Genomic DNA, 21592 nt, shown 5'->3' with positions numbered 1-21592 from the left:
AGACAGGATGAGGGCGTTCTCCTCGCCGTCGGCGTGTATGCGCCGAACGTGCCCGGCACTTTCAAAAACGCACTCGACAACTTCGCGACCGCTGCCGAGGCCGTCGACGTCCTCTCACGTGAACCATTTGCCACTGTCGCGCCGCCGCTGGGCCGCTCTCGCGCCCGTGCCTCGTCGCATCGGCGCGCCGCCGCCGTCCTGACCCGCGCGTAGGCACCCGGCGCAAACGTCGGATCTCCATCACGGCCTCTCGTGATACGACAACCGCATCGTTCCCCTCCGGAGCCCGCCTTCATGTCCGTCGCGACCGCCCCCAGCCAGCTGCCCGTCACCGCCCTCGAATCCGACCCCGAAACCCTCGGCTGGATGCGCGGCTTCCCGCCGTCGCCCGATCGCCTCATCACCTTCCAGGACGGCTCCTTCCGAACCTTCCCCGAGCTGCGCTGGGCCTGGAGCAACATCCGCCAGCTGGTGCCTACCGTGAATGTCTGGCGCGGGGCAGGGCCAGCGTCTCCGCTGCCGCGCGCGGATCACGACATCGGCGCGGTCGCCTCGACCACGATGGACGGGCGGCCCATGACCTTCGCAAAGATGCTGGAGGAGACCTACGCCGACGGCATCGCCGTGCTGCATCGGGGCAGGCTGATCTACGAGCGCTACTTTGGCGCCTTGAAGCCGCACAAGCCGCATATCGGCATGTCGGTGACGAAGTCGTTCACCGGCGTGCTCGCCGGCATTCTGGTCGCCGAGGGCAGGATCGATCCGCAGGCGCCCGTCACGGATTATGTGCCGGAGCTGAAACCAAGCGCGTTCGGCGATGCGCGCGTGCACGAGGTCATGGATATGACCACGGGGCTGCTCTACACCGAGGTCTATACCGACAAGAATTCGGACGTGTGGGGCCTGCGGCGCGCCAACGGCATGGCGCCGATCCCGGCGGGCTACGACGGTCCCACCACCATCTTCGATTTCCTCATCGCGCAGAAGAAGCAGGGCGAGCACGGCAAGGCCTTCGCCTACAAGACCGTGAACACCGACGTGCTCGCGTGGATCTGCCGGCGCGCCAGCGGCTTGACGCTGTCGGAGCTGCTCTCCGAGCGGATCTGGCAGCCGATGGGCGCGGAAGAGGACGCGCATTATCACGTCGACCGCATCGGCACCGAGAGCGGCGGCGGCGGTCTCTCCACGACATTGCGCGATCTCGCCCGCTTCGGCGAGACCATGCGCAATCACGGCCGCTTCAACGGCCGCCAGATCGTGCCGTCGCAGGTGGTCGAGGACATCGCGCGCGGTGGCGATCCCGAAAAATTCAAGCCGGCCGGCTACACCACGCTGCCGGGCGCGTCCTATCGCAATCAATGGTGGGTCACGCACAACGAGCACGGCGCCTACATGGCGCGCGGCGTCTACGGCCAGGGCATCTACATCGACCCCAAAGCCGAGATGGTGATCGCGCGCTACGCCTCGCACCCGGTCGCCGGCAACGCCGCCAACGATCCCGTGACGCTGCCGGCCTACATGGCGCTGGCAAAGGCGCTGATGGCGGGCGGGTAGGCGATAGGGGCGCACGCCCACGCCTCACACTCGCTGTCATCGCCCGACTTGATCGGGCGATCCAGTATTCCAGAAGCGATCGATTGATCGAGATGGCGCGGCGTACTGGGTCGCCCGGTCAAGCCGGGCGACGACAGCTTGCCAAAGCCGCAACATCGGTCGAGCAGGTCGTGCCCGTCACCGGCTAAGCCGCCTCGTCGTCCGCCTCCTGCCAATGCGGATAGGTGACGTAAGCGGTGACGGCGCCTTGCTCGTGCGAGCGGATGGTGACCGTCTCGCCCTTCGGCATGTAGACGATCTCGTGGGGACCTGCGGTGACGGTGCTGCCTTGGCTCATGACCGACAGCTTGCCCTCGAGGACGATCATGACGTCGTCGACCTTGATCGTCTCTTCGAGAGTCTGGTTCGGTGCGTAGCGGCCGAAGCCGATGGTGACCGGGCCTCCGTGGCGCTGGTCGATCACATTGCCGGCGAAGATCTCGCCGTCCTGTCCCGGCGAGCGTTCGAGCGATGCGTCGGAGATGGCCAATTTGCGAACTTTCATGAATTCCTACCGTGTTATCCAGCCCCGGCGGGTGGTGGGGAACCGATAGACGTTTGAGCAGGTGTTTGGTTCGCGTCGCCTCGCGAGGCGGTTTGACGCAGCGCGGCGGCTCAATATAAGTATTGACTTATATTAGTGTGGCTCGATATTCCTGCTTGAATGAAACGACAGGAAGGCATGCCATGCAGATCGATGTCGCGAGAGTTCTGGGCCTTGTCACGCGTTCGGTGACGAATTTCGAGAAGGACGGAAAACCTGCAAGTGCCGTGACGCTGACGCGGCTCTACGACACCAGCGTCGACGATCTCTGGGACGCCGTGACCAGCAAAGAGCGCATTCCACGCTGGTTCGCGGCGGTCGAGGGCGACCTCCAGCTCGGCGGGCGGTACCAGGTCAAGGGCAATGCGGGCGGCACCATCACGGCATGCACGCCGCCGACCCATTTCGCCGCCACCTGGGAATTCGGCGGCGCGACGAGTTGGATCGACGTCAAGCTGTCGGCAGAACGAAGTCAGGCGCGTTTGACGCTTGAGCACACCGCGATCATCGAGGATCATTGGAATCAGTTCGGTCCAGGTGCGGTGGGCATCGGTTGGGACCTCGCTCTCGCGGGGCTCGAGCGCTATCTTGCGACCGGCGCATCGGTCGACCACGAGACGGCCGAGGCCTGGATGGTCTCGCCCGAGGGCAAGGACTTCATGACGACCAGCGGCGAGCATTGGCGTGCAGCGCATGTCGTAAGCGGGGTCGACCCGGACGAGGCGAAGCAGCGCTCGGACCGCACCATCGCCTTCTATCGCGGCGAGATGCCGCCGGACATCGCCCATCCCGGCACGGGAAGCTGATGCACGTCTTCGAGGTCCTCGCCGATCCCGTGCGCCGTCGCATCATCGAGCTGCTCGCGCCCGGGGAGATGGCGTCCGGCGAGGTCGTCGCTGCGATCGGCGCCGAGTTCGGCATCACCCAGGCGGCCGTCTCGCAGCATCTCAAGGTGCTGCGCGAGAGCGGCTTTGCGACCGTTCGCGCGGAGGCGCAGAGGCGCCTCTATTCGGTCGACATTGCCGGGCTTCGCGCGGTGGATGCGTGGATCGGTCAGTTCCGGAACTTCTGGGAGCCGAAGCTGGACGCGCTGGCAACCGAGATCGCGCGCGGCAAACGTGAGCGTCGCAACGCGCCGCTCACCAAAAAGAGCGGGAAAAGAGCTTGAGGTGATCGCGAATGGGGAGTGAGGAGCGAGGTTACGCGGGCTGCGGAGCCGGCTCGCAATACTCGATCAGCAACTCGGTGAGGACCCGTATCTTGCGTGCGGGATGCTGGCCCGGCGGGCGGATCACGTATGCACCCGCCGGAGCCGGGGGATATCGTGTCATGACCGGCACAAGCGCGCCCGAGGTTACGTATTCATGGGTGAGCCTGTCGGGAAGATAGGCGATCCCAAGTCCTGCCAGCGCAGCGAAAACCAGAGCTGTGCCGTTGTCGGCCTTGAAGCGACCCTGCGGACGCACCGCGAGGATCTTGTCGCCATCCATGAGTTGCCACACTTCGGTTCCCTGCATGAGGGCTTCATGGGCGAGGAGTGCCTCTGGCGATTCAGGCGACCCATGGGCCTTGATGTAGTCCGGGCTCGCGACAAGCTTTCCATAGACAGGTCCGACGCGTCTTGCGATCAGATTGGAGTCCTGAAGATGGCCAACTCGTATCGCGCAATCATATCCTTCCGCGATGAGATCGACGAAGCGATCGCTGTAGCAGGTTTGGATCTGAAGATGGGGATGGCGCCGGGCCATCTCCGCAAGGATGGGAGCGAAGTGGATCGGGCCGAAAGAAAGCGGCACTGCAACTCGCAAGCGGCCGCGCAAGTCTCCGGCGGGTAGCACTGCCTCCCGCGCTGCGTCGATCTCGGCGCTGACTCTGGCGGCATGGTCTCGGAAAGTGACGCCGGCTTCAGTGAGCGCAGCCCCGCGGGTCGTTCTTGCAAGCAGTTGGACGCCAAGTTCCGCTTCAAGCCGCAGCAGCCGACGACTGACGATCGATTTGGCGACGCCCAGCCGGGCCGCGGCGGACGAAATTCCCCCAGCGTCGGCAATTTCGACGAACGTCCGTATTTCTTCGATATCCAACTCAGCGTTCCTCATTCCGCGACACGGTGTCCCTCACCGCGACACTACCGTATCGCGTTTGGGAACACCAATCTTGGCGTCGGTTACGTCGCTGCTGGCGTACGTCTTTCTAAAAACCAGTGCCGCTCACAACGGCAGTAAAGGATGCAACGATGACTTTTCGTAACGGCCTTGCTTCGCTTCTTCGTCCCGAAGACTCCGTGCTCGTTCTGATCGACCACCAGCCTTACCAGCTTGCGAACGTGAACAGCCATGAACCGCAGATGGTGATCAACAACACCGCCGGTCTGGCCAAGGCCGCCAAAGCCTTCGGCGTCCCCACGATCCTCACCACGGTGATCGCTGAACGGGGTGGTCTCCTTTTCCCTCAGATCACGGACGTTTTCCCCGGCCAGGACGTCATCGACCGGACGTTCATCAACACCTGGGAGGATCGAAAGGTGGTGGACGCAGTCAAGGCAACGGGCCGCAAGCAGCTCATCATTGCTGGCCTGTGGACCGAAATTTGCGTTGCGATGCCGGCGATTCAGGCTCGTGGCGAAGGCTGGGATGTAACGGTGATCACCGACGCCTCTGGCGCCGTTTCGGTGGAGGCCCACCAGGTCGCAATCCAGCGCATGATCGCGGCGGGCGTGAATATGATGACCTGGCTGGCGCTCGCGGCCGAATGGCAGCGGGACTGGGCTCGGACCGATCAAGCTGCCGCGCTGACGAAGGTGATCACCCAACATGCCGGCGGTAGCGGCATCGCGTACCTGTGGGAACAGCAGTTGCTCAACACGCCCGTACCCGGCAACGCGGGATGATCTGAGCGTGTGAGGGTTCAACTGCATCGCTCCGAAAGAGCGGTTGCATCTCGAAGCTCGTCACGCCCCTCAACGAACACGCCATGGATTTGCCAGCGGCTTGCGCGGGCGCGCAGGCCGCTGGCGTAGTCCATCCGCCTGGCCTCTGGCGCTGGCGGATGGCTTCGCTGCCTCTCAAGGTCTCGATATCTTCTCGAACTTCTTGACCAGCCGCTCCCGCTTCAGCCGCGACAGCCGCTGGAGCCAGAACATGCCGTCGAGCTGGTCGATCTCGTGCTGGTGGCACACCGCGCGCAAGCCGTCCGATTCCTCGTGTTGCATATTGCCATCGAGATCCTGGTAGCTGATCCGCACCCGGGCGTGGCGCTGCACCTCGTCGTTGACCCCGGGCATCGAGACGCTGCCCTCGCGGTGCAGGATCATCTCGGGGGAGGCCCATGTGATTTCCGGATTGACGTAAGTGCGCGCGCCGTCCTTGGCGTCGAGCTCCAGCACCACGAGCCGCAAGGGCACGCCGATATGCGGCGCGGTGATGCCGATGCCGGGCGCGGCGCGCATGGTCTCCAAGAGGTCGGCTGCCAGCTCGCGCAGTCCATCATCGAAGGCGGTGACGGGGCGGGCCGGGAGCGCGAGCCGGCGGTCGGGATAGCGCACGATCGGTCGGATGGTCATGCAGGCTCCTACCACTCGCTCACGGATCATTGAAGCATCCGAGGTTGACGACCTACCTACTGGAAGGTAGCTAGACGTCATGACCACTGTTTCCTCGACCGCCGACGACATTCTTGCCTGCGCCCGCACGCTGATCATCGCGGGTGGCTATAACGGCTTCAGTTACGCCGACATCGCCGATGTCGTGGGCATCCGCAAGCCGAGCATCCATCACCATTTCGCCAGCAAGGTCGACCTGGTCCGCACCCTCGTGTCGCGCTATCGCGAGGAGGCCCAGGCGGGGTTGTCGGCGCTCGAACGCAATGTCGCCGACCCCGCCGACCAGCTCAGAAACTACGTGGGGTATTGGGAGGCATGCATCAAGGATGCAACGGCTCCCTTCTGCGTGTGTGCGCTCCTGGCCAGCGAGCTTCCGATCCTGCCTGAGGAGGTGGCGCTCGAAGTCCGCGCGCATTTCCGTTTCCTGGCATCCTGGCTGACATCGGTCATGGAACGCGGCAAGCGGCAAGGACGGCTCCATCTCGCCAGCACGGCACGGGTCGAGGCGGAGGGATTCATGGCGACCGTTCACGGCGCGATGCTGTCGGCGCGCGCTTATGGCGATCCAAAGATGTTCGGAACCATCATCCGGCCGCTGCTGGACCGGCTTTCAACCAGGCACTGACGAGGTCGACACAGGCCAGTGCCGGTCAGGACGGCACAACGCTTCCGCGTCGTACGCAAACTACCAACTAGTAGGTAAGGAGAAGGAAATGAAGAATCGTGAGATCGCTTTGGAGGCGGCCGACCAGGCGCAATGGCTGAAGCAATACTACTTCCTGCGTGCCGCGTTTTCCGTCGCCTGGGTCATCGCGGCCTTCGTGATCGCGCCATCGTCCGCGGTGATCGCAGCGGCGCTGCTTGTCGTCTATCCGGCCTGGGACGCTGCCGCCAACTATCTCGACGCGCTCTCCAGCGGCGGCTTGAACCAGAACCGCACGCAGGGCCTGAACGTGCTGGTCAGTCTGGCGACCACCATCGCGGTCATCCTGGCCCTGCAGGTGAGCATGAACTGGGTGCTCGGAATCTTCGGGGCCTGGGCGATCCTGTCCGGACTGCTCCAACTCGGCACGGCCGTGCGCCGTTGGAAGCGTTTCGGCGCGCAATGGGCCATGGTGCTCAGTGGTGGCCAGTCGGCGCTGGCGGGCGGCTTCTTCATCTTTCAGGCCTCGATGCCAGCGGTGCCATCGATCGCGAATGTGGCGGGCTACGCTGCGGTCGGCGCGCTCTACTTCCTCGTCTCGGCGGTCTGGCTCACCGTCAGCACGTGGCGCCGCAGCGCGGCCATGTGAGGCGTTGCTCCAGACGCTTCACGCGTCCGGATAGGGCGTGCCGTCCTTGTGCAGGAAGCGGCCGTCGGATGCCGGGCTCATCATGTCGATGTCGGAGCAGGTGATGAGGTCGGCTTGCGAGCGCGAGCCGACCTCGAGATAGACAGCCGTCGCGTTCGACCTGTTGATCATATGATGGCCGTTGCCGCTTGCCTTGGGGAAGGCCGCGCAGTCGCCGGCGCGCAGCAGGGTTTCGCCGCCATCCTCGATCAGCGTCACCTCGCCTTCGAGGATATAGACGAACTCGTCCTCGTGCGAATGCCAGTGCCGCTGGCTCGACCAGCCGCCCGGCGGCAGGCGCATCAGGTTGACCCCGAAATCCGACAAGCCCGCGGCATCGCCGAGCCGCTGCCGGATGCGCTCGGCACAGGGAGCATCGAATGGGGCGGGGTAGCCGGAGCCCTTGCGGGCCGGCACGCCGGCAATGTCGATCTTTGGCATGGAGGGGTCTCTTGCAATTTCAGGCACTGATGATGGGGCGGATGGTCATGATGTAATTGGCGTCGGCAACTAAGCCCACACCGGCGGCGACTCGATTGAATCACCCCGCAACGCGGCAGTTCGAAACTTGACCGAACCCGACGGCCGTCGTGCGCACAAGGCCGTGAACCAGGGCGTTGTGCCCGGCGATGCCGGCGGGATGATGCCACGACGCCGCTGTTTTGCCCGACGAGTCAACTCGCGGGCTCGCCTCGCAAACCGCCGGCGGCCCATCTCGCCCGCTCGTTAAGTCCTTGATCCCGCAGAGGCCGGCTACTGTGCATGGGGTTGTTTTCGCGATTCGTGTTGGCGGGCTGCGCAAAAACTTGCGCGATGCTGTCGGCCGGTGCAGTTCCCATTCGTCTTCCACCCGGACAAGACCTGACGGGAGACCACAATGAACTCTGCCAATTATCGCTGGGTGATCGTCGCCGCCGGTGGCCTGCTCGGCTGCGTCGCGATCGGCGGCATGTTTTCGCTGCCGGTGTTCCTGCAGCCGATCGCCAAGGACACCGGCTGGTCGGTGACCGGCATCTCCAGCGCGATGACGATCGGCTTTCTGGCGATGGCCTTCACCAGCATGGCCTGGGGCACGCTGTCGGACCGGTTCGGGCCGCTGCCGGTGGTGCTGACGGGATCGACCGTGCTGGCGCTCAGCCTGTTCGCCGCGAGCCACGCGACCTCGCTTCTGGTGTTCCAGATCGTGTTCGGCCTTCTGACCGGCGCGTCCTGCGCGGCGATCTTCGCGCCGATGATGGCGACCGTCACCGGCTGGTTCGACACAAATCGCAGCCTCGCGGTGTCGCTGGTGTCGGCCGGCATGGGCATGGCGCCGATGACGATGTCGCCGTTCGCGGCCTGGCTCATCTCCAGCCACGATTGGCGGACCTCGATGCAGATCGTGGCGCTGGTGGTCGGCGCGATCATGATCCCGGTCTCGTTCCTGGTGCGCCGTCCGCCGGCGCTCGCGCAGGCCGTGGCCGCCCCGATCGGCGAGGGGGCCGCGCAGAGCGAGATATCGGTGAGCGAGGCGCTGCGCTCGCCGCAATTCATGATCCTGCTCGCGACCAATTTCTTCTGCTGCGCCACCCATTCCGGCCCGATCATCCACACCGTCAGCTATGCCGTGAGCTGCGGCATTCCGCTGATCGCGGCGGTGACGATCTACAGCATCGAGGGGCTTGCCGGCCTCGGCGGCCGCATCGCCTTCGGCCTGATGGGCGACCGGTTCGGCGCCAAGCGTGTGCTGGTGTCGGGCCTGTTGCTCCAGGCGTTCGGCGCGCTGGCCTACGTCTTCGCGAATCAGCTCGCGACCTTCTACGCGGTCGGCGCGATCTTCGGCTTCATCTATGCCGGCACCATGCCGCTCTACGCCGTGCTCATCCGCGAGAACTTTCCGCTCAAGATGATGGGCACGGTGATCGGCGGCACGGCGATGGCCGGCAGCCTCGGCATGGCCACCGGCCCGCTCGCCGGCGGCCTGATCTACGACGCGTTCTCCAGCTACGCCTGGCTCTACATCGCCTCCTGGGCAATGGGCCTCGGTGCGTTCCTGATGGCGATGACGTTCAGGCCCTTCGCAAAGCCGCAAGGGCAGGTGGCGCCGGCGGCGGCGTGAGTTCCGGATCGAGGCGTGGCGTCAGAGCTGCGCCTCGATCGCCGCCTTGTCGATCACCGACCAGACCTGCCGGATCCTTCCGTCGCGAAACTCGTAGAACACGTTCTCGCAGAAGGACACGCCCCGGCCATTGACCGCAAGTCCCAGAAATGTCCCGGCTGGCGTGCAATCAAACTTCAGTCGGGCGGCGATGCGGGGAGGATCGGAGATCAGCATCTCGACGTGGAACTGCAGGTCTGGGATCTCCCGAACGTCCCGTTCCAGCATCGCGCGATAGCCGGCCAGCCCAAGGGGCCGCGCGTTGTGGACGACCTCCTCATGCACGAATTGTCCGAGCGCCGGCCAGTCCCGCCGATTGAGACCGCCGATGTAGTCGCGATAGATGGCGGCAAGCTCGTCCCCGGTCATGGCAGGTTCCTTCGGCTCAACTGCGCCGCTGCACGTGCTCGATCAGCGCGCGCAGTTTCGGCGCGACGTTGCGGCGGCTCGGGTAGTAGAGAAAGAACCCGGCGAAGAACGGGCAATAGTCTTCCAGGATCGGCACCAGCTCACCGCGTTCGATCGCAGGACGGAAGCTCGCCTCCATTCCGAACGTGATGCCGGCGCCCGCCACCGCGAGCTTGATCATCAGTGCCATGTCGTTGGTCGTGATGTCAGGAGCGACCGCGACGCTGAACTCCCTGCCGTCTTCCGCAAACTCCCAGCGATAGGGAGCGACGGTCGGCGCAGGACGCCAGCCGATGCAGCGAAACGATGCAAGCTCGGACGGGTGCGCCGGCACGCCGAAACGGTCGCGAAAGGTAGGAGCGCAGACCGCAAGCTGACGCTCCTTGCCGGCGATCGGCACCGCGATCATGTCCTGCTCGATGACTTCACCGAGCCGGACTCCGGCGTCGAAGCCCGCAGCGACGATGTCGAATTCCGCGTCGGTCACGGTGACGTCGAGCTGGACCTCCGGATTGGCCTCGGCGAAGGCCGCAAGAAACGGCCCCGAGAGAAAATGCTCGGCGATCGAGGAGACCGCAAGGCGCAGCACCCCGCGCGGCCGCCCTCGCAGCGCTTCAGTGTTGCCGAGCGCGGCGCGCATGTCGGCGAGGGCGGGGGCGACCTCCGCGTGCAGCCGCTCACCGGCCTCGGTGAGGCCGACGCTGCGCGTGGTGCGCTGGACCAGTGCGATTCCGAGATTTTCCTCCAGCCGTTGGATGGTCTGGCTCACGGCCGAGCGGGTCACGCCGAGCCGGTCGGCCGCGGCACGAAAACTCCGCTCCTCGGCGACCAGTGCAAAGACGGCGAGAGCGTTGAGATCAGGTTCCATTGGTTAGATATGCTTGCCGTGCTGGTTAGAGATCGTCGTCTTATCACGACAGCGGCCCGGGTCCATCTTCCACGCCATCAATCCGAACGCGAGGAAGGACCTCATGCCAATCGACAAAGTCATTCTCATCACCGGCGCCTCAAGTGGGATCGGCGCGGGCATCGCGCGCGAATTGGCGAGAGGCGGCGCAAAGCTCCTGCTTGGGGCGCGTCGCGTCGATCGTCTCAAGGATCTCGCGGCCGAGCTGAAGGCGGCGGGCGGGACGGCGCTCGCGCATCCGCTCGACGTGACCGATCGTGCGAGCGTTGCAGCCTTTGCAGACGCCGCGCGCGGGGTGTGGGGCCGCGTCGACGTGATCGTCAACAATGCCGGCGTGATGCCGCTGTCGCTGATGGCCTCTCTCAAGGTCGAGGAATGGGACCGGATGGTCGACGTCAACATCAAGGGCGTGCTCTACGGCATAGCGGCCGTGCTGCCGGAAATGGTCGCGCGCGGCTCCGGCCATGTGATCAACATCGCTTCGATCGGGGCACTGAGCGTATCGCCGACCGCGGCGGTCTACTGCGCGACCAAGCATGCAGTGCGGGCGATCTCGGACGGCCTGCGCCAGGAGCACGACAACATCCGCGTCACCTGCATCCATCCCGGCGTGGTGGAGAGCGAGCTCGCGGGCACCATCACCGATCCCGCAGCGGCCGAAGCGATGAAGACCTATCGCGCCATCGCGCTTCAGCCGGATGCGATCGCACGCGCGGTGCGCTTTGCGATCGAGCAGCCCGATGACGTCGACGTCAACGAGATTGTCGTGCGCCCGACGCGGACGACGTGATCCCCTCTCGCGGCGTCACAGCCGCTTTTCGAAGAACAGGTCCGGATAGGGATCGTCGTTAAAGCGGGGGATCTCGCGCCAGCCCGTGCTGCGATAGAGCTGACCGGCTTCGGGCAGCGCGCTGTTGGTGTCGAGCCGCAGCAGCGCGATGCCGAGCTCGCGCGCGGCATCCTCGGCCGCTTCCATCAGCCGCCGGCCGAGCCGCAAGCCGCGTGCGGAGGGAGCGACCCACAGACGCTTGATCTCGGCGTAGCCGTGATCGGTTCCCTTCAAGCCGACGCAGCCGATCGGCAGCGTGTCCGACATCGCGACGATGAAGGTGCCGCGCGGGCGGCGCATGTCCTTGGCGTCAGGATCGCGCGACTGCGAGACGTCGAAGCCTCGGCTGAAGCGGCGGCCGAGCTCGGCATAATACTCGCCGAGGCAGTGGCGCGCTTCCTCGGATCGTGGATCCATCTCGTCCAACGCGATCCGCTCGCGCGTCAGGGTAGAGGCGATCAGGTCCATCGCCACCAGCAGCGCCTCGCGTTGTGAATGCCGCGCGAGGAAGCCTTCGGCCTGCGCGTTCGACAGCGCCTCATAGGCGGCGAACTCGCGCCGGCCTGAACGCGTCAAGGTCGCGACGCGCCGGCGCGCATCGTCGTGGTGCGCGTCGGTCTCGACCAGCCCTTCTTCCTCGAGGCTGCGCAGCAGGCGGCTCATCAATCCGGAATCGAGACCGAGATAATCGCGGATCTCCGCCACGTCCGAACGTCCGTGCCCGATCGCGTTGAGCACGCGCGCCGCACCGAGCGGGCGGCCGCGGCCCAGGAAGGAGGTATCGAGCGCGCCGACCGCCGAAGTGACGGCGCGGTTGAAGCGGCGAACGCGCGAGATCGGGTCCAGCATGATATCTGACTATAGTCAGAGATATTGGCTTGTCAATCGCGGGGGGGGAGATCTGGCAGCCGGCCGCCGCGATGAAGCGTGGAGGAAGCCGCTGGTCCGTACCGCCTCGTTGCGCGCGCCATGACGAGGTCGATCCGGCCGCGCCTTTCTTTGTGAGTTGTGCCGAAGCCGCGAGCCGCTACGATGTGCCGACTGCCGTGGAACACGGCAGCGAGCATAGGTGGGAGGCGGCATGAGTGGGCAGGAACGCAAGACGAAAGGTTCGGACCTGTTTGTCGCCGCGCTGGAGAACGAGGGCGTCGATCGCATCTTCGGTGTCCCCGGCGAGGAGAATCTCGATCTGGTGGAATCGCTTCGCACCTCCAAAATCGAGCTGGTTCTGACCCGCCACGAGCAGGCCGCCGCCTTCATGGCCGCCACCCATGGCCGGCTGACCGGCAAGCCCGGTGTCTGTCTGTCGACGCTCGGCCCGGGTGCGCTCAACCTGTCCACCGGTGCGGCCTATGCGCATCTCGGCGCGATGCCGATGATCCTGATTACCGGCCAGAAGCCGATCATGAGCAGCCGGCAGGCGCGCTTTCAGATCGTGGACGTGGTCGCGACCATGAAGCCGCTGACGAAGCTGTCGCGGCAGATCGTCAGCGCCTCCAGCATTCCGACGGTGGTGCGCGACGCCTTTCGCGTCGCGATGGAGGAGCGGCCCGGGCCGGTGCATCTCGAGCTGCCTGAGGACATCGCAGGGGACGAAGTGCCTGCCGTGCCCGTGATTCCGGTCCATCCGATCGAGATCCCGGTCGCCCATCGCGCCGCGCTCGACCGTGCCGCCGGGATGATCTTGGCCGCCAAGCGCCCGCTGGTGATGATGGGCGCGGCAACCAGCCGGCCGCGATCGACCCACGGCATCGCAAGCTTCGTGCGGCGTACCGGCATTCCGTTCTTCACGACGCAGATGGGCAAAGGCACCGTGCCCGGCGGCACCAATCTCTACATGGGCACCGCCGCGTTGTCGGAGCGCGACTACGTGCATGACGCCATCGACGCCGCCGACCTGATCGTCGCGATCGGTCACGACCCGATCGAGAAGCCGCCCTTCATCATGGGCCCGTCGGGGCCGAAGGTCATTCACGTCAGCTATACCTCGGCCAGCGTCGAGCAGGTCTATTTTCCGGACGCCGAGGTGGTCGGCGATGTCGGCCCGAGCCTGGAGCTGCTCGCCGACCGGCTCGAAGGCAAGCTGCCGCAGGCTGCGGCCCTGCTGCCGTTGCGCGAGGAAATCCTCGCACACATCGCCGACCGCGCCACCGAGTCGCGCTGGCCGCCGACGCCGCAGCGGATCGTGCACGACATCCGCCAAGTGATCCCCGAGAACGGTATCGTCGCGCTCGACAACGGCATGTACAAGATCTGGTTCGCGCGCAACTACCGCACCCGCGTCGCCAACACGCTGCTGCTCGACAATGCCCTGGCGACCATGGGCGCCGGCCTGCCGTCGGCGATGATGGCCGCGATGCTCTATCCCGACCGCCGCGTGCTCGCGGTCGCCGGTGACGGCGGCTTCATGATGAACAGCCAGGAGATGGAAACCGCCGTCCGCCTCAAGCTCAATCTGGTCGTTCTGGTGCTGGAGGACAACGCCTACGGCATGATCCGCTGGAAGCAGGCCGTGGATCGCTTTGCCGATTACGGCATGACCTTCGGCAACCCGGACTTTGCGCTTTACGCGAGGGCTTATGGGGCGAGGGGGCATCGCATCGCGAGCATCGACAGTTTTGTTCCGACGCTCGACGCCGCCTTCAAGGAGGGCGGCCTGCATCTGGTCTCGATCCCGATCGACTATTCGGAGAATGTGCGGGTGCTGGTCGATGAGCTGCGCGCGCATGAGAAATCAAAGGCGTGATTGATGTTCGTGGCTCTCACCTCGTCATTGCGAGCGCAGCGAAGCAATCCAGACTGCGTCCGCGGAAAGACCCTGGATTGCTTCGCTGCGCTCGCAATGACGGAGGTCTGGGCGGGCACGTCCAGCCGACATGAGAGGCGCACTTGTCTCGCGCTCTCCGATCACCCACACTCGCAACCACCAAATCAACCACAGGAATATGAAATGACCCGCGTTCGTTGTGTCACCGAGATGGGCATGGGCGTCGACGTCCACGGCAGGGACGCCACCAAGGCGGCGAAGCGGGCGGTGTCGGACGCGATCCGGCATTCCAGCCTCGGTTTCTTCCGGATGATCGGCAAGACCGCGAACGACATGTTCGTGGACGTCACGATCGGCGTCCCCAACCCTGAGGCGGTGGACAAGGAAGCCGTGGCCAAGGAGCTGCCTTACGGCACCGTGACCGTCACCGCGGTCAAGGGCGGGCTGGAGATTCCCTCGGCCACGGAAGTGGCCAACGACCCCATCCTCATCGCCAACGCCGCCGTCATCGTCAGCTTCGACAAGGATTAGACCGGTGTCCGACAGCGATGAGGCGCTGCTGGATCGTCCGATCTGGAGCGCGCTGACGACGAGCCAGAAGCATCTGGCCGAGGGCGGCCCGCGGGCGTTGCGCTATCCCGTCGACATGACGCCGTTCGCGGACATGGCCGACATGTCCGCGGCGAGCTTTGCCGCGCTCCGCGATCTCCTGTCGGGCACGCAGGTCGCCGCGCTGTTCACGCCGGAGCCGGTCGACATGCCCTCAGGGTTCAAGGTCGTGCTGGCCGAGACTGGCGAGCAGATGATCGGCTCGCCGGCCGACAGCCCGCTTCGCGATGCCGAGATCGTCACGCTGGGTGCTGCCGACGTTCCCGCGATGATGGCGCTGACGGAGCTGACCAAGCCCGGGCCGTTCGCGCCGCGCACCCATGAGCTGGGCACGTTCCTCGGCATCCGCGCCGGCGGCGAGCTGGTTGCGATGACGGGCGAGCGGATGAAGCCGGGCAAATTCGTAGAGATGACGGCCGTCTGCGTGCATCCCGATTATCGCGGGCGCGGCTATGCGCAGGCGCTGCTCGCGGCGGTCGCGCGGCGGATCGAGGCGCGCGGCGAGATTCCGTTCCTGCACGTGTTTTCCAACAATACGTCCGCGATTGCCCTGTACCAACGGCAGGGCATGCGGAATCGGCGTCGCCTGCACGTCACAGTGCTGATGAAACAGGGATGAGCTGCGCGGTGGGCTTCATTTCCCGCGAATTCGCGCTATATCGATGCCAAACACAATTGGGGGGAATACATGGACGCCAGGACACCTGATTTTTCCGCGGCGCGGACGGCGATGCAGCGCTATGTCGATCAGGAGATCATTCCGGGCGCATCCTGGGCCGTCCTGCGCGGGCGCGAGGTGGTGGACCAGCAATGCGTCGGCTTTGCCGACCGCGAGGCCAACGCCGTGCTGCGGCCCGACCATATCTTCCGCGCGTTCTCCAACACCAAGATCTTCGTCACGTCCGCGATCATGCTGCTGGTCGAGGAGGGCCGCATCGGGCTCGATGATCCGGTCGAGACATTCCTGCCGCAGCTCGGCAATCGCATGGTGCTCAAGCCGGGCGCTTCGAGCCTTGCCGATGTCGAGCCGGCAAAGAGCCCGATCACGATCCGCCAGCTCCTGACCCACACTTCAGGTCTCAGCTACGGCATCTTCGATCCCGGCACGGTGCTGTTCAAGGGCTACAACGAGGCGCGCGTGCTCAATCCGCTGACGCCGCTCTCCGATATGATCGACAAGCTGGCCGATCTGCCGTTGTCCTATCATCCCGGCACGGCCTGGGAATATTCCGTCGCCACCGACGTGCTCGGCCGCGTCGTGGAGGTCGTCTCGGGTAAATCCCTCGATGCCTTCCTCAAGGCGCGCATCTTCGATCCCCTGGGCATGACCGACACCGGCTTCTACGTTCCCGAGGCACAGCAGGGCAGGCTGGTCGCGCTCTACAATGGCGCCGACGTGCTCGACCCCATGAAGCCGGGCCTGACGCGCGCCGACGATCTTCCCTTTCCGCAGGCCTATCGGCGGCCGTTCCCGAGGCTCTCGGGCGGCGGCGGTCTGGTCTCGACCCTGCCGGACATGCTCGCGCTGGTCTGTGCGCTGTTGCCCGGGTCGGATGCGCTGCTCAAGCCGGAGACGCTGCGGCTGATGATGACGAACCAACTCGCGGCGGGGCAGACCATCCGCTTCGCCACTCTCGGGCCGATCCCCGGCAAGGGCTTTGGTCTTGGCGGCGCCGTCACCTTCGCGCCGACGCCGTTCGATCCGCCGAACTCGACCGGTGAATTCCAGTGGGGCGGCCTTGCCGGCACCCATTGGTGGATCTGTCCTGAGGCCAACACCGCCGGCGTGTTGATGGCGCAGCGCTACATGGGCTTCTGGAATCCGTTCTTCTTCGAGTTCAAGCGCCTGGCCTATCAGGCCGTCGGAGGCTGACGAAGCGGGCGGTCTCGCTTAAGATGAAACGAAACGAGCGGGAGGCACCGCCTCCCGCCCGCGGTTTCGCATCAATCCTTCCACGGATCGAACTCGCCTTCGCCGGCCATGGCGACGGCGAACGGCCGCAGCGTGTGCAGCACTTTCACGGTGCCAGCGTGCTGCGCCAGCACGTCCGGCAGGCGGCGATAGGCCATCGGGCTCTCGTCGAGGTCGGCACCGATCAAGGTGACGCCGCGCTCGTTGAGCCAGCGGTCCATCTCCGCGCGCGAGAAGCGCCGCTTCGCCTCCCGTCGTCCGAACAGGCGGCCGGCGCCGTGCACGGTCGAATAGAGCGAGGCCTTGGCTTCCGCGCTGTCGACACCTTCGAGGATGACGGCGTCGTCGCCCATCGAGCCGCCGACGAATCCCTTCTGGCCGGGAAACGCCGGCGTGGCGCCCTTGCGCACCACCCACAGATCCTTGCCGTCGTGGGTCTCACGCCAGGCATAATTGTGGTGGTTGTGCACGCTCTCGGTGACGCTGCCGCCGATGATCTGGCGGACGCGCTCGACGACCCACTCGCGGCCCGCATAGGCGTAACGCCCGGCGAGCTGCATCGCCGCGATGTAGCGGCGACCGAGCTCGCTGTCCTCGTCGACCACGGCGGGCGGGACGTTCATGCCGTCCTTGCCGCCGGCGGCCTTGAGGTAGCGCGTCGCGGAGGTGTGGCCGAGACCGCGGCTGCCGAAGTGGACGCCGATCCAGACGAAGCCTTCCTCGTCGCGCATGAGGTCGACATAATGGTTGCCCGATCCGACCGTGCCGAGCTGGCTCACCGCCTTCTGACGGTAGGCCTCCATGTCGCTCTCGCGCCAGGCATCGCCGTCGTCGAACAGGTCGTGCTCGGCCCGTTCGGCATTGGCACGTCCCACGCCGAACGGGATCGTCCTGGCGACGTCGCGGATGATCGTGGGCACGAGGCCCGCGATGTCGTCGAAGCGCGTATCGAGCCGGGCCGCCATGTTGCCGCAGCCGATGTCGAAGCCGACGCCGGAGATGCTGATCTGCTTCTCATAGGCAATGACGCCGCCGACCGGCTGTGCATAGCCGAGATGGCCGTCGGCGCAGATCACGCCGGAGACGACGTTGCCGACCGCCATGCAGTTGCGCATCTGCGCGATCGTCGCGTCCTCGTGCGGACCGAACACCTTCAGCGGCGCATTCTGGAAGCGGGCGTCCTGCATTCGGAACTCGGCGATCGAGCTCGCGATTGCATTGGCCTCGCGGGCCAGATGCTCCTTGCGCGCGGCGTCCTTGTACAGGCACCAGGCCGGCTGGCCGCGTCCTTCGCCGACGCGCGAGTCGGGATTGACACCGGCGGCGAGGCAGAGCTCGCGCGCGCGTTCCATGTAGGGATCGGGTCGTCGCATGGTCGTAGTCCTTGTCATTCCGCTCGCACCATAACGGGCCGGCGGATCATTTCCGAGAGTTCTGAAGCCCCGGGCGCAGTTCTTGCGTCCGGGGCCGCTGTCGTTGTGCGCATCAGTGCAACGCCGTCTCCGACGCCGCGATCCACGCGACCACGGCCTCAGAGAAGCCGTTGACGCGGGTCCAGGCGCCGTGGCCGACACCGTGCTGATACGAGGCCACGTTGACCATGGTGCCGCGCGCCCTGGGCTCGGGCACCTGGTCGTGGCTCTGCTCGTCGGTGAAGACGATCAGGCGATCGCCCTTGCGGTCGATCTCCGTCACGGCCTTGCCGAGATAGGTCCCGCCATGCGGCTGCGAGTTGATGATCGCATCCCTGAGCGCGAAGCCGCGGCGGGGCGGGACCTTCACGACCTCGTTGGAGAAGGTGAAGATCTCGACCTCGTCGCAGATCTCGCGCGCCAGGATGGCAAGGCCGCACGCCGCCTCCGCGCGCGTCATTTCCGACTGCGCGGAGAGGGTTGCGAACATCGAGCCCGAGACGTCGATCAGGAGCCGCGTCCGGCCCGGAAGCCGCACGTGGTCCTTGACCGACTTGAGCATCGCAGCCTCGAGCTCGGGCTCGAAGTCCGGCGCATAGCGCGCCGCCGTGATGAAGCGGTAGGGAAGGATACGATCCGTCCGCATCGCCTCGATCGCGCCTGCGATGGTCTCGCGCGGGACCTGCGCAGTCTGCATCAGCCGCAGATTGCGCAGCAGCGCGAGGCCGCCGAGCTTTCGCTCGGCGATCAGCCGCTCGAAGGTCTCGCGCTTGTTCTTGCCGGCCGACAGGGAAACCTCCCAGGTGTCGGGAGAGGCGAGCTCGCCGTCGACGAGCTGCTTCCACACCTTGGCCTGCTCGGCATCCCTAGGCTTGGCGTGCACCAGGAACAGCACGTCCCTGATCCGCACCGCGCCGTCGCGGTCCCACTTGGCGAGCTGGTAGGCGTCGAACTTGGTCAGCGCGCGGGCAAGACCCTTCTTGACCTGCGCCGAGACCGGCTGACGCTTGCGCTGCTGCTGAGGGCCGAGCGCATCCGCCCAGTAGATCGCGAGCAGCTCCGTCATCTCGTCGGGCCGCTGGATCACCCGGGCGAGCGTGTCGGCAACGAGCGCACGGTGCTTCTCGCTCCGCGCCATCTCGCGGATGACCAGCAGCGGCGCGTGCCGCAGCTTCATCGCCTCGCGCGCCTCGATCGCGAGCTGCGCGACCTTGGCAGGCGCGACCTTGGGCACGAGCGCCTTGATGCGGTCGGCGATCGCGACGCCGTCCTCATAGAACTGGTCCTCCCACAGGAGGCAGTTCATCAGCGCGCGCTTCAGCTCCATCTCGGGCGTGAAGCGCACGGCGCGCGCGCCCTCCCGCGTGAAGGCGCGAACGATCTTGTTGAGCCTGACCATGATGGCCTCCTCTTGGGTTGATGGGACGTGGAAACGGTGCCGGGGAACAAGCGAGGCTGCTCTGCCCACGAGGGGCTCCACATGCTCTACCGCTGAGCTACGGACTTTCGTCCGGAAGGAGTCGAACCTTCGACAGTGTGATTCACGAAGTAACAGCGCTCTTCACCACCGGCGGTGGCTAAGGGGACACGATCCGGGAACAGGCGATTCTGTGACCCGGCAAGCGACAGCTTGCCGGAAAGCGCTCTGGCCACTGAGCTACCGGTGCATGGTACACCGGGCGGGATTCGAACCCGCGACCTCTCGCGTGATAAGCGAAGTAACAGAAATCTTCACCACGGACCGTGATGGGTTGGCGGGGAACGATCGATGCTGTTGCTGCCCTTGCGGGCCAACCGCCTTTCGGCGCACAGGAGTCGAACCTGCTCGGCGCTCTCGCGCCTTTACCACGAAGTAACAGACATCTTCACCACCGCCAGGCCGATGCTTTCGCACCGGCCGTTGAGGGGTACGCTGGGGAACGGGCGATATCGGCTTCAGTGACGACAACACAGGACCGTCCTTGCGGATGGACCTGCGCCGGGCCGCGTGCGTACCTTTTCCGAGGCCGCATCCCGGTGCGTGTGTCAAAGGCGGGAGGCATACCCGCTTTGCCGTGTGGAGAAGTATCCGACATCTTCACCACCAGCGTCGGTTGAGCCGCGATGAAAGCGGCAAAACGAGTTACAAAAATTCTATCGCGGCGCTGTCGACGCGCCGCATCTTGCGAACCCTAAGGGTTCGCTCTGCCATCGGTGTCCGGCTCATCGCCTCGTTCCCTCCGGCAGGCCCCGCGCACTTGGGCACGCGCCTTCTCAGCGCGAGCCCCGGGATCCGGGTCTCCCGTTCCGGCCGATGCCGGGTTGTTCGGTTGGGCCGCGCGGCGGGCAATAAAAAACCCTCCGGAGCGGCAGGCTCGGGAGGGTCCGTGAGAAGCGGACGATCGATCTTGCGGTCAGGCAAGATCGCTCCCATGAGCCGGGCATGCGCAGTCGAATAGCTTTGGGCTATTCGGCATGCGGACAATTCTTTCGTAGCGGTTCAGCATCGCTCGGTTCATGGTGTCTGTCGCAAACGGAAGTGCTTGCGAGGGCGCGGGACATACGCCGGCAACTTGCGGATGTCAAGCGATGGTCGCTAAGGAAATTGAAAATGACGGATGCATGAGGTGCCGAACTATCTCGGCCTCGATGGATTTCGTTTCGGTTGGGTCGCGGCCTGGATCGACGAGCGCGGCGATCACGGCTTCGATTATTCACCTCGCCTGACGCGCCTGCTCGCGCTGCCGCATGCGCGCGCGATGATCGACATGCCGATCGGATTGAATTCGAGCGGCTATCGCGCTTGCGATCTGCGCGCCCGCGAGCTGATCGGCCCTGCCGTGTTTCTCGGTGCGCGCCGCGACCTCTGGACATTCCCGCACATGGCCACGGCCAATCGCCATTACTGGACGCACGAGGGCAAGGGCAGGGGCGTGTCGGCGCAGCTTTGGAATATCAGGGACAAGATCAGAGAGGTGGACGAGGTCATGACGCCGGCGCGGCAGGCGACGATCGGCGAAGCGCATCCGGAATTGGTGTTCTGGAATCTGGCAGGGCGCGTGCGGCTCGCGCCGAAGACGTCGCAGCTAGGCCGCGAGCAGCGCGTTGCGCTGCTGAGAGACCGCGGCTTCAGCAAGGTCGAAAGATGGCTGACGCTTCGCCACGGCACCGGCATCGGTCGCGACGATCTCATCGATGCCTGTGCCTGCGCGGTCGCAGCGCGCGACAGCACGCAGCGCGTGGGTGGCGAGGACTTCGATCCGCGCGGACTGCGGATGGAGATCAACTATTGAACCGATCAATTCTGCCGATCGCCTGTATCGGCAAGGCGGCTGCGCTCGTGACGGTCCGGCTTCGAGGAGCCATCTTCGTCGGCCAATTGTGCTGCTCGCGCCTCGTAGACATCGGCCATGGCCCGTAACCGCCGCGCGGCTTCGCGATGGGCGAGATCGTCCGCAACGCGGCGACAGCGCTGTGCGTGGTCGAGCAGGGCGCGCTTCTCGATGTTCATCCCGTCACAACGCGCAGAGCTGCTCGATGGTCCCTAAAAACATCGCAGGGGCTCT

General features: G+C 65.5%; 23 protein-coding genes. 13 read left to right on the top strand and 10 right to left on the bottom strand.

Annotation, left to right across the window (positions count from 1 at the left end; translation table 11 throughout):
* Nucleotides 1-294 precede the first annotated feature (294 nt).
* Complete coding sequence (locus AC066S_RS10200; protein WP_478269568.1) at nucleotides 295-1554, top strand: serine hydrolase domain-containing protein; 1260 nt, start codon at nucleotides 295-297, stop codon at nucleotides 1552-1554.
* 184 nt (nucleotides 1555-1738) lie between these two features.
* Here the strand turns inward: AC066S_RS10200 and AC066S_RS10195 are convergent, their stop codons facing one another.
* The gene (locus AC066S_RS10195) at nucleotides 1739-2098 is read right to left on the bottom strand and encodes an AraC family ligand binding domain-containing protein (protein WP_478269567.1); all 360 of its coding nucleotides are present in this window, start codon (nucleotides 2096-2098) and stop codon (nucleotides 1739-1741) included.
* A gap of 182 nt (nucleotides 2099-2280) precedes the next feature.
* On the opposite strand from AC066S_RS10195, the gene AC066S_RS10190 reads away from it, so the two are divergent.
* Together AC066S_RS10190 and AC066S_RS10185 are read left to right on the top strand one after the other, a co-directional pair.
* Nucleotides 2281-2943, top strand: a complete 663-nt coding sequence (locus AC066S_RS10190; RefSeq protein WP_126258682.1) for an SRPBCC family protein — start codon at nucleotides 2281-2283, stop codon at nucleotides 2941-2943.
* A complete protein-coding gene (locus AC066S_RS10185; protein ID WP_126258681.1) occupies nucleotides 2943-3305 on the top strand; it encodes an ArsR/SmtB family transcription factor in 363 nt (120 codons plus the stop codon). Before AC066S_RS10190 ends, AC066S_RS10185 begins: the two co-directional genes overlap by 1 nt.
* 31 nt (nucleotides 3306-3336) lie before the next feature.
* Here AC066S_RS10185 and AC066S_RS10180 read toward each other — a convergent pair whose 3' ends face one another.
* A complete protein-coding gene (locus AC066S_RS10180; RefSeq protein ID WP_164718731.1) occupies nucleotides 3337-4218 on the bottom strand; it encodes a LysR family transcriptional regulator in 882 nt (293 codons plus the stop codon).
* 152 nt (nucleotides 4219-4370) lie between these two features.
* Between AC066S_RS10180 and AC066S_RS10175 the strand changes: the two genes are divergently transcribed.
* Nucleotides 4371-5024 carry a hydrolase gene (locus AC066S_RS10175; protein ID WP_478269566.1) on the top strand — a complete coding sequence of 218 codons (654 nt, stop codon included), beginning with the start codon at nucleotides 4371-4373 and terminating at the stop codon, nucleotides 5022-5024.
* A 174-nt stretch (nucleotides 5025-5198) separates the two neighbouring features.
* Here the strand turns inward: AC066S_RS10175 and AC066S_RS10170 are convergent, their stop codons facing one another.
* Nucleotides 5199-5696: a peptide deformylase gene (locus AC066S_RS10170; protein WP_478269565.1), complete on the bottom strand. Its 498-nt coding sequence runs from the start codon at nucleotides 5694-5696 to the stop codon at nucleotides 5199-5201.
* Between the two features lie 79 nt (nucleotides 5697-5775).
* On the opposite strand from AC066S_RS10170, the gene AC066S_RS10165 reads away from it, so the two are divergent.
* The gene (locus AC066S_RS10165) at nucleotides 5776-6360 is read left to right on the top strand and encodes a TetR/AcrR family transcriptional regulator (RefSeq protein WP_135168443.1); all 585 of its coding nucleotides are present in this window, start codon (nucleotides 5776-5778) and stop codon (nucleotides 6358-6360) included.
* Nucleotides 6361-6448: 88 nt separating this feature from the next.
* Complete coding sequence (locus AC066S_RS10160; protein WP_126258676.1) at nucleotides 6449-7027, top strand: DUF308 domain-containing protein; 579 nt, start codon at nucleotides 6449-6451, stop codon at nucleotides 7025-7027.
* 18 nt (nucleotides 7028-7045) lie between these two features.
* On the opposite strand, the gene AC066S_RS10155 is transcribed toward AC066S_RS10160, so the two are convergent.
* The gene (locus tag AC066S_RS10155) at nucleotides 7046-7507 is read right to left on the bottom strand and encodes a cupin domain-containing protein (RefSeq protein WP_126258675.1); all 462 of its coding nucleotides are present in this window, start codon (nucleotides 7505-7507) and stop codon (nucleotides 7046-7048) included.
* A 436-nt stretch (nucleotides 7508-7943) separates the two neighbouring features.
* Between AC066S_RS10155 and AC066S_RS10150 the strand changes: the two genes are divergently transcribed.
* Nucleotides 7944-9164 (top strand): MFS transporter, encoded by a 1221-nt coding sequence (locus AC066S_RS10150; RefSeq protein WP_478269564.1) that lies wholly within the window; start codon nucleotides 7944-7946, stop codon nucleotides 9162-9164.
* Between the two features lie 21 nt (nucleotides 9165-9185).
* On the opposite strand, the gene AC066S_RS10145 is transcribed toward AC066S_RS10150, so the two are convergent.
* Both AC066S_RS10145 and AC066S_RS10140 read right to left on the bottom strand, forming a co-directional pair.
* Nucleotides 9186-9572: an ester cyclase gene (locus tag AC066S_RS10145; protein WP_478269563.1), complete on the bottom strand. Its 387-nt coding sequence runs from the start codon at nucleotides 9570-9572 to the stop codon at nucleotides 9186-9188.
* A gap of 16 nt (nucleotides 9573-9588) precedes the next feature.
* A complete protein-coding gene (locus AC066S_RS10140; RefSeq protein WP_478269562.1) occupies nucleotides 9589-10479 on the bottom strand; it encodes a LysR family transcriptional regulator in 891 nt (296 codons plus the stop codon).
* A 103-nt stretch (nucleotides 10480-10582) separates the two neighbouring features.
* Here AC066S_RS10140 and AC066S_RS10135 point away from each other — a divergent pair, with 103 nt between their 5' ends.
* Nucleotides 10583-11308: an SDR family oxidoreductase gene (locus AC066S_RS10135; protein ID WP_126258671.1), complete on the top strand. Its 726-nt coding sequence runs from the start codon at nucleotides 10583-10585 to the stop codon at nucleotides 11306-11308.
* 15 nt (nucleotides 11309-11323) lie between these two features.
* Here the strand turns inward: AC066S_RS10135 and AC066S_RS10130 are convergent, their stop codons facing one another.
* The gene (locus AC066S_RS10130; protein ID WP_478269561.1) at nucleotides 11324-12196 is read right to left on the bottom strand and encodes a GNAT family N-acetyltransferase; all 873 of its coding nucleotides are present in this window, start codon (nucleotides 12194-12196) and stop codon (nucleotides 11324-11326) included.
* Between the two features lie 232 nt (nucleotides 12197-12428).
* Between AC066S_RS10130 and AC066S_RS10125 the strand changes: the two genes are divergently transcribed.
* The 4 genes from AC066S_RS10125 (at nucleotide 12429) to AC066S_RS10110 (ending at nucleotide 16596) form a co-directional block, all read left to right on the top strand.
* Complete coding sequence (locus tag AC066S_RS10125) at nucleotides 12429-14093, top strand: acetolactate synthase large subunit (RefSeq protein WP_478269560.1); 1665 nt, start codon at nucleotides 12429-12431, stop codon at nucleotides 14091-14093.
* A gap of 204 nt (nucleotides 14094-14297) precedes the next feature.
* Nucleotides 14298-14645, top strand: coding sequence for a Lin0512 family protein (locus AC066S_RS10120; RefSeq protein WP_018646107.1), 348 nt, complete (start codon nucleotides 14298-14300; stop codon nucleotides 14643-14645).
* A 4-nt stretch (nucleotides 14646-14649) separates the two neighbouring features.
* Nucleotides 14650-15342 (top strand): GNAT family N-acetyltransferase, encoded by a 693-nt coding sequence (locus AC066S_RS10115; protein ID WP_478269559.1) that lies wholly within the window; start codon nucleotides 14650-14652, stop codon nucleotides 15340-15342.
* 69 nt (nucleotides 15343-15411) lie between these two features.
* Complete coding sequence (locus AC066S_RS10110; protein WP_478269558.1) at nucleotides 15412-16596, top strand: serine hydrolase domain-containing protein; 1185 nt, start codon at nucleotides 15412-15414, stop codon at nucleotides 16594-16596.
* Between the two features lie 71 nt (nucleotides 16597-16667).
* Here the strand turns inward: AC066S_RS10110 and AC066S_RS10105 are convergent, their stop codons facing one another.
* A complete protein-coding gene (locus AC066S_RS10105) occupies nucleotides 16668-18008 on the bottom strand; it encodes an RtcB family protein (RefSeq protein WP_478269557.1) in 1341 nt (446 codons plus the stop codon).
* A gap of 112 nt (nucleotides 18009-18120) precedes the next feature.
* Nucleotides 18121-19446 (bottom strand): vWA domain-containing protein, encoded by a 1326-nt coding sequence (locus tag AC066S_RS10100; RefSeq protein WP_478269556.1) that lies wholly within the window; start codon nucleotides 19444-19446, stop codon nucleotides 18121-18123.
* A gap of 1207 nt (nucleotides 19447-20653) precedes the next feature.
* Here AC066S_RS10100 and AC066S_RS10095 point away from each other — a divergent pair.
* Nucleotides 20654-21319 carry a DUF429 domain-containing protein gene (locus tag AC066S_RS10095; RefSeq protein WP_478269601.1) on the top strand — a complete coding sequence of 222 codons (666 nt, stop codon included), beginning with the start codon at nucleotides 20654-20656 and terminating at the stop codon, nucleotides 21317-21319.
* A gap of 5 nt (nucleotides 21320-21324) precedes the next feature.
* Here the strand turns inward: AC066S_RS10095 and AC066S_RS10090 are convergent, their stop codons facing one another.
* Nucleotides 21325-21537: a hypothetical protein gene (locus AC066S_RS10090; RefSeq protein WP_478269555.1), complete on the bottom strand. Its 213-nt coding sequence runs from the start codon at nucleotides 21535-21537 to the stop codon at nucleotides 21325-21327.
* Nucleotides 21538-21592 lie beyond the last annotated feature (55 nt).

Source organism: Bradyrhizobium sp. CFUWI (assembly GCF_056429085.1).
This window is presented reverse-complemented; position numbering and strand designations above follow the sequence as displayed.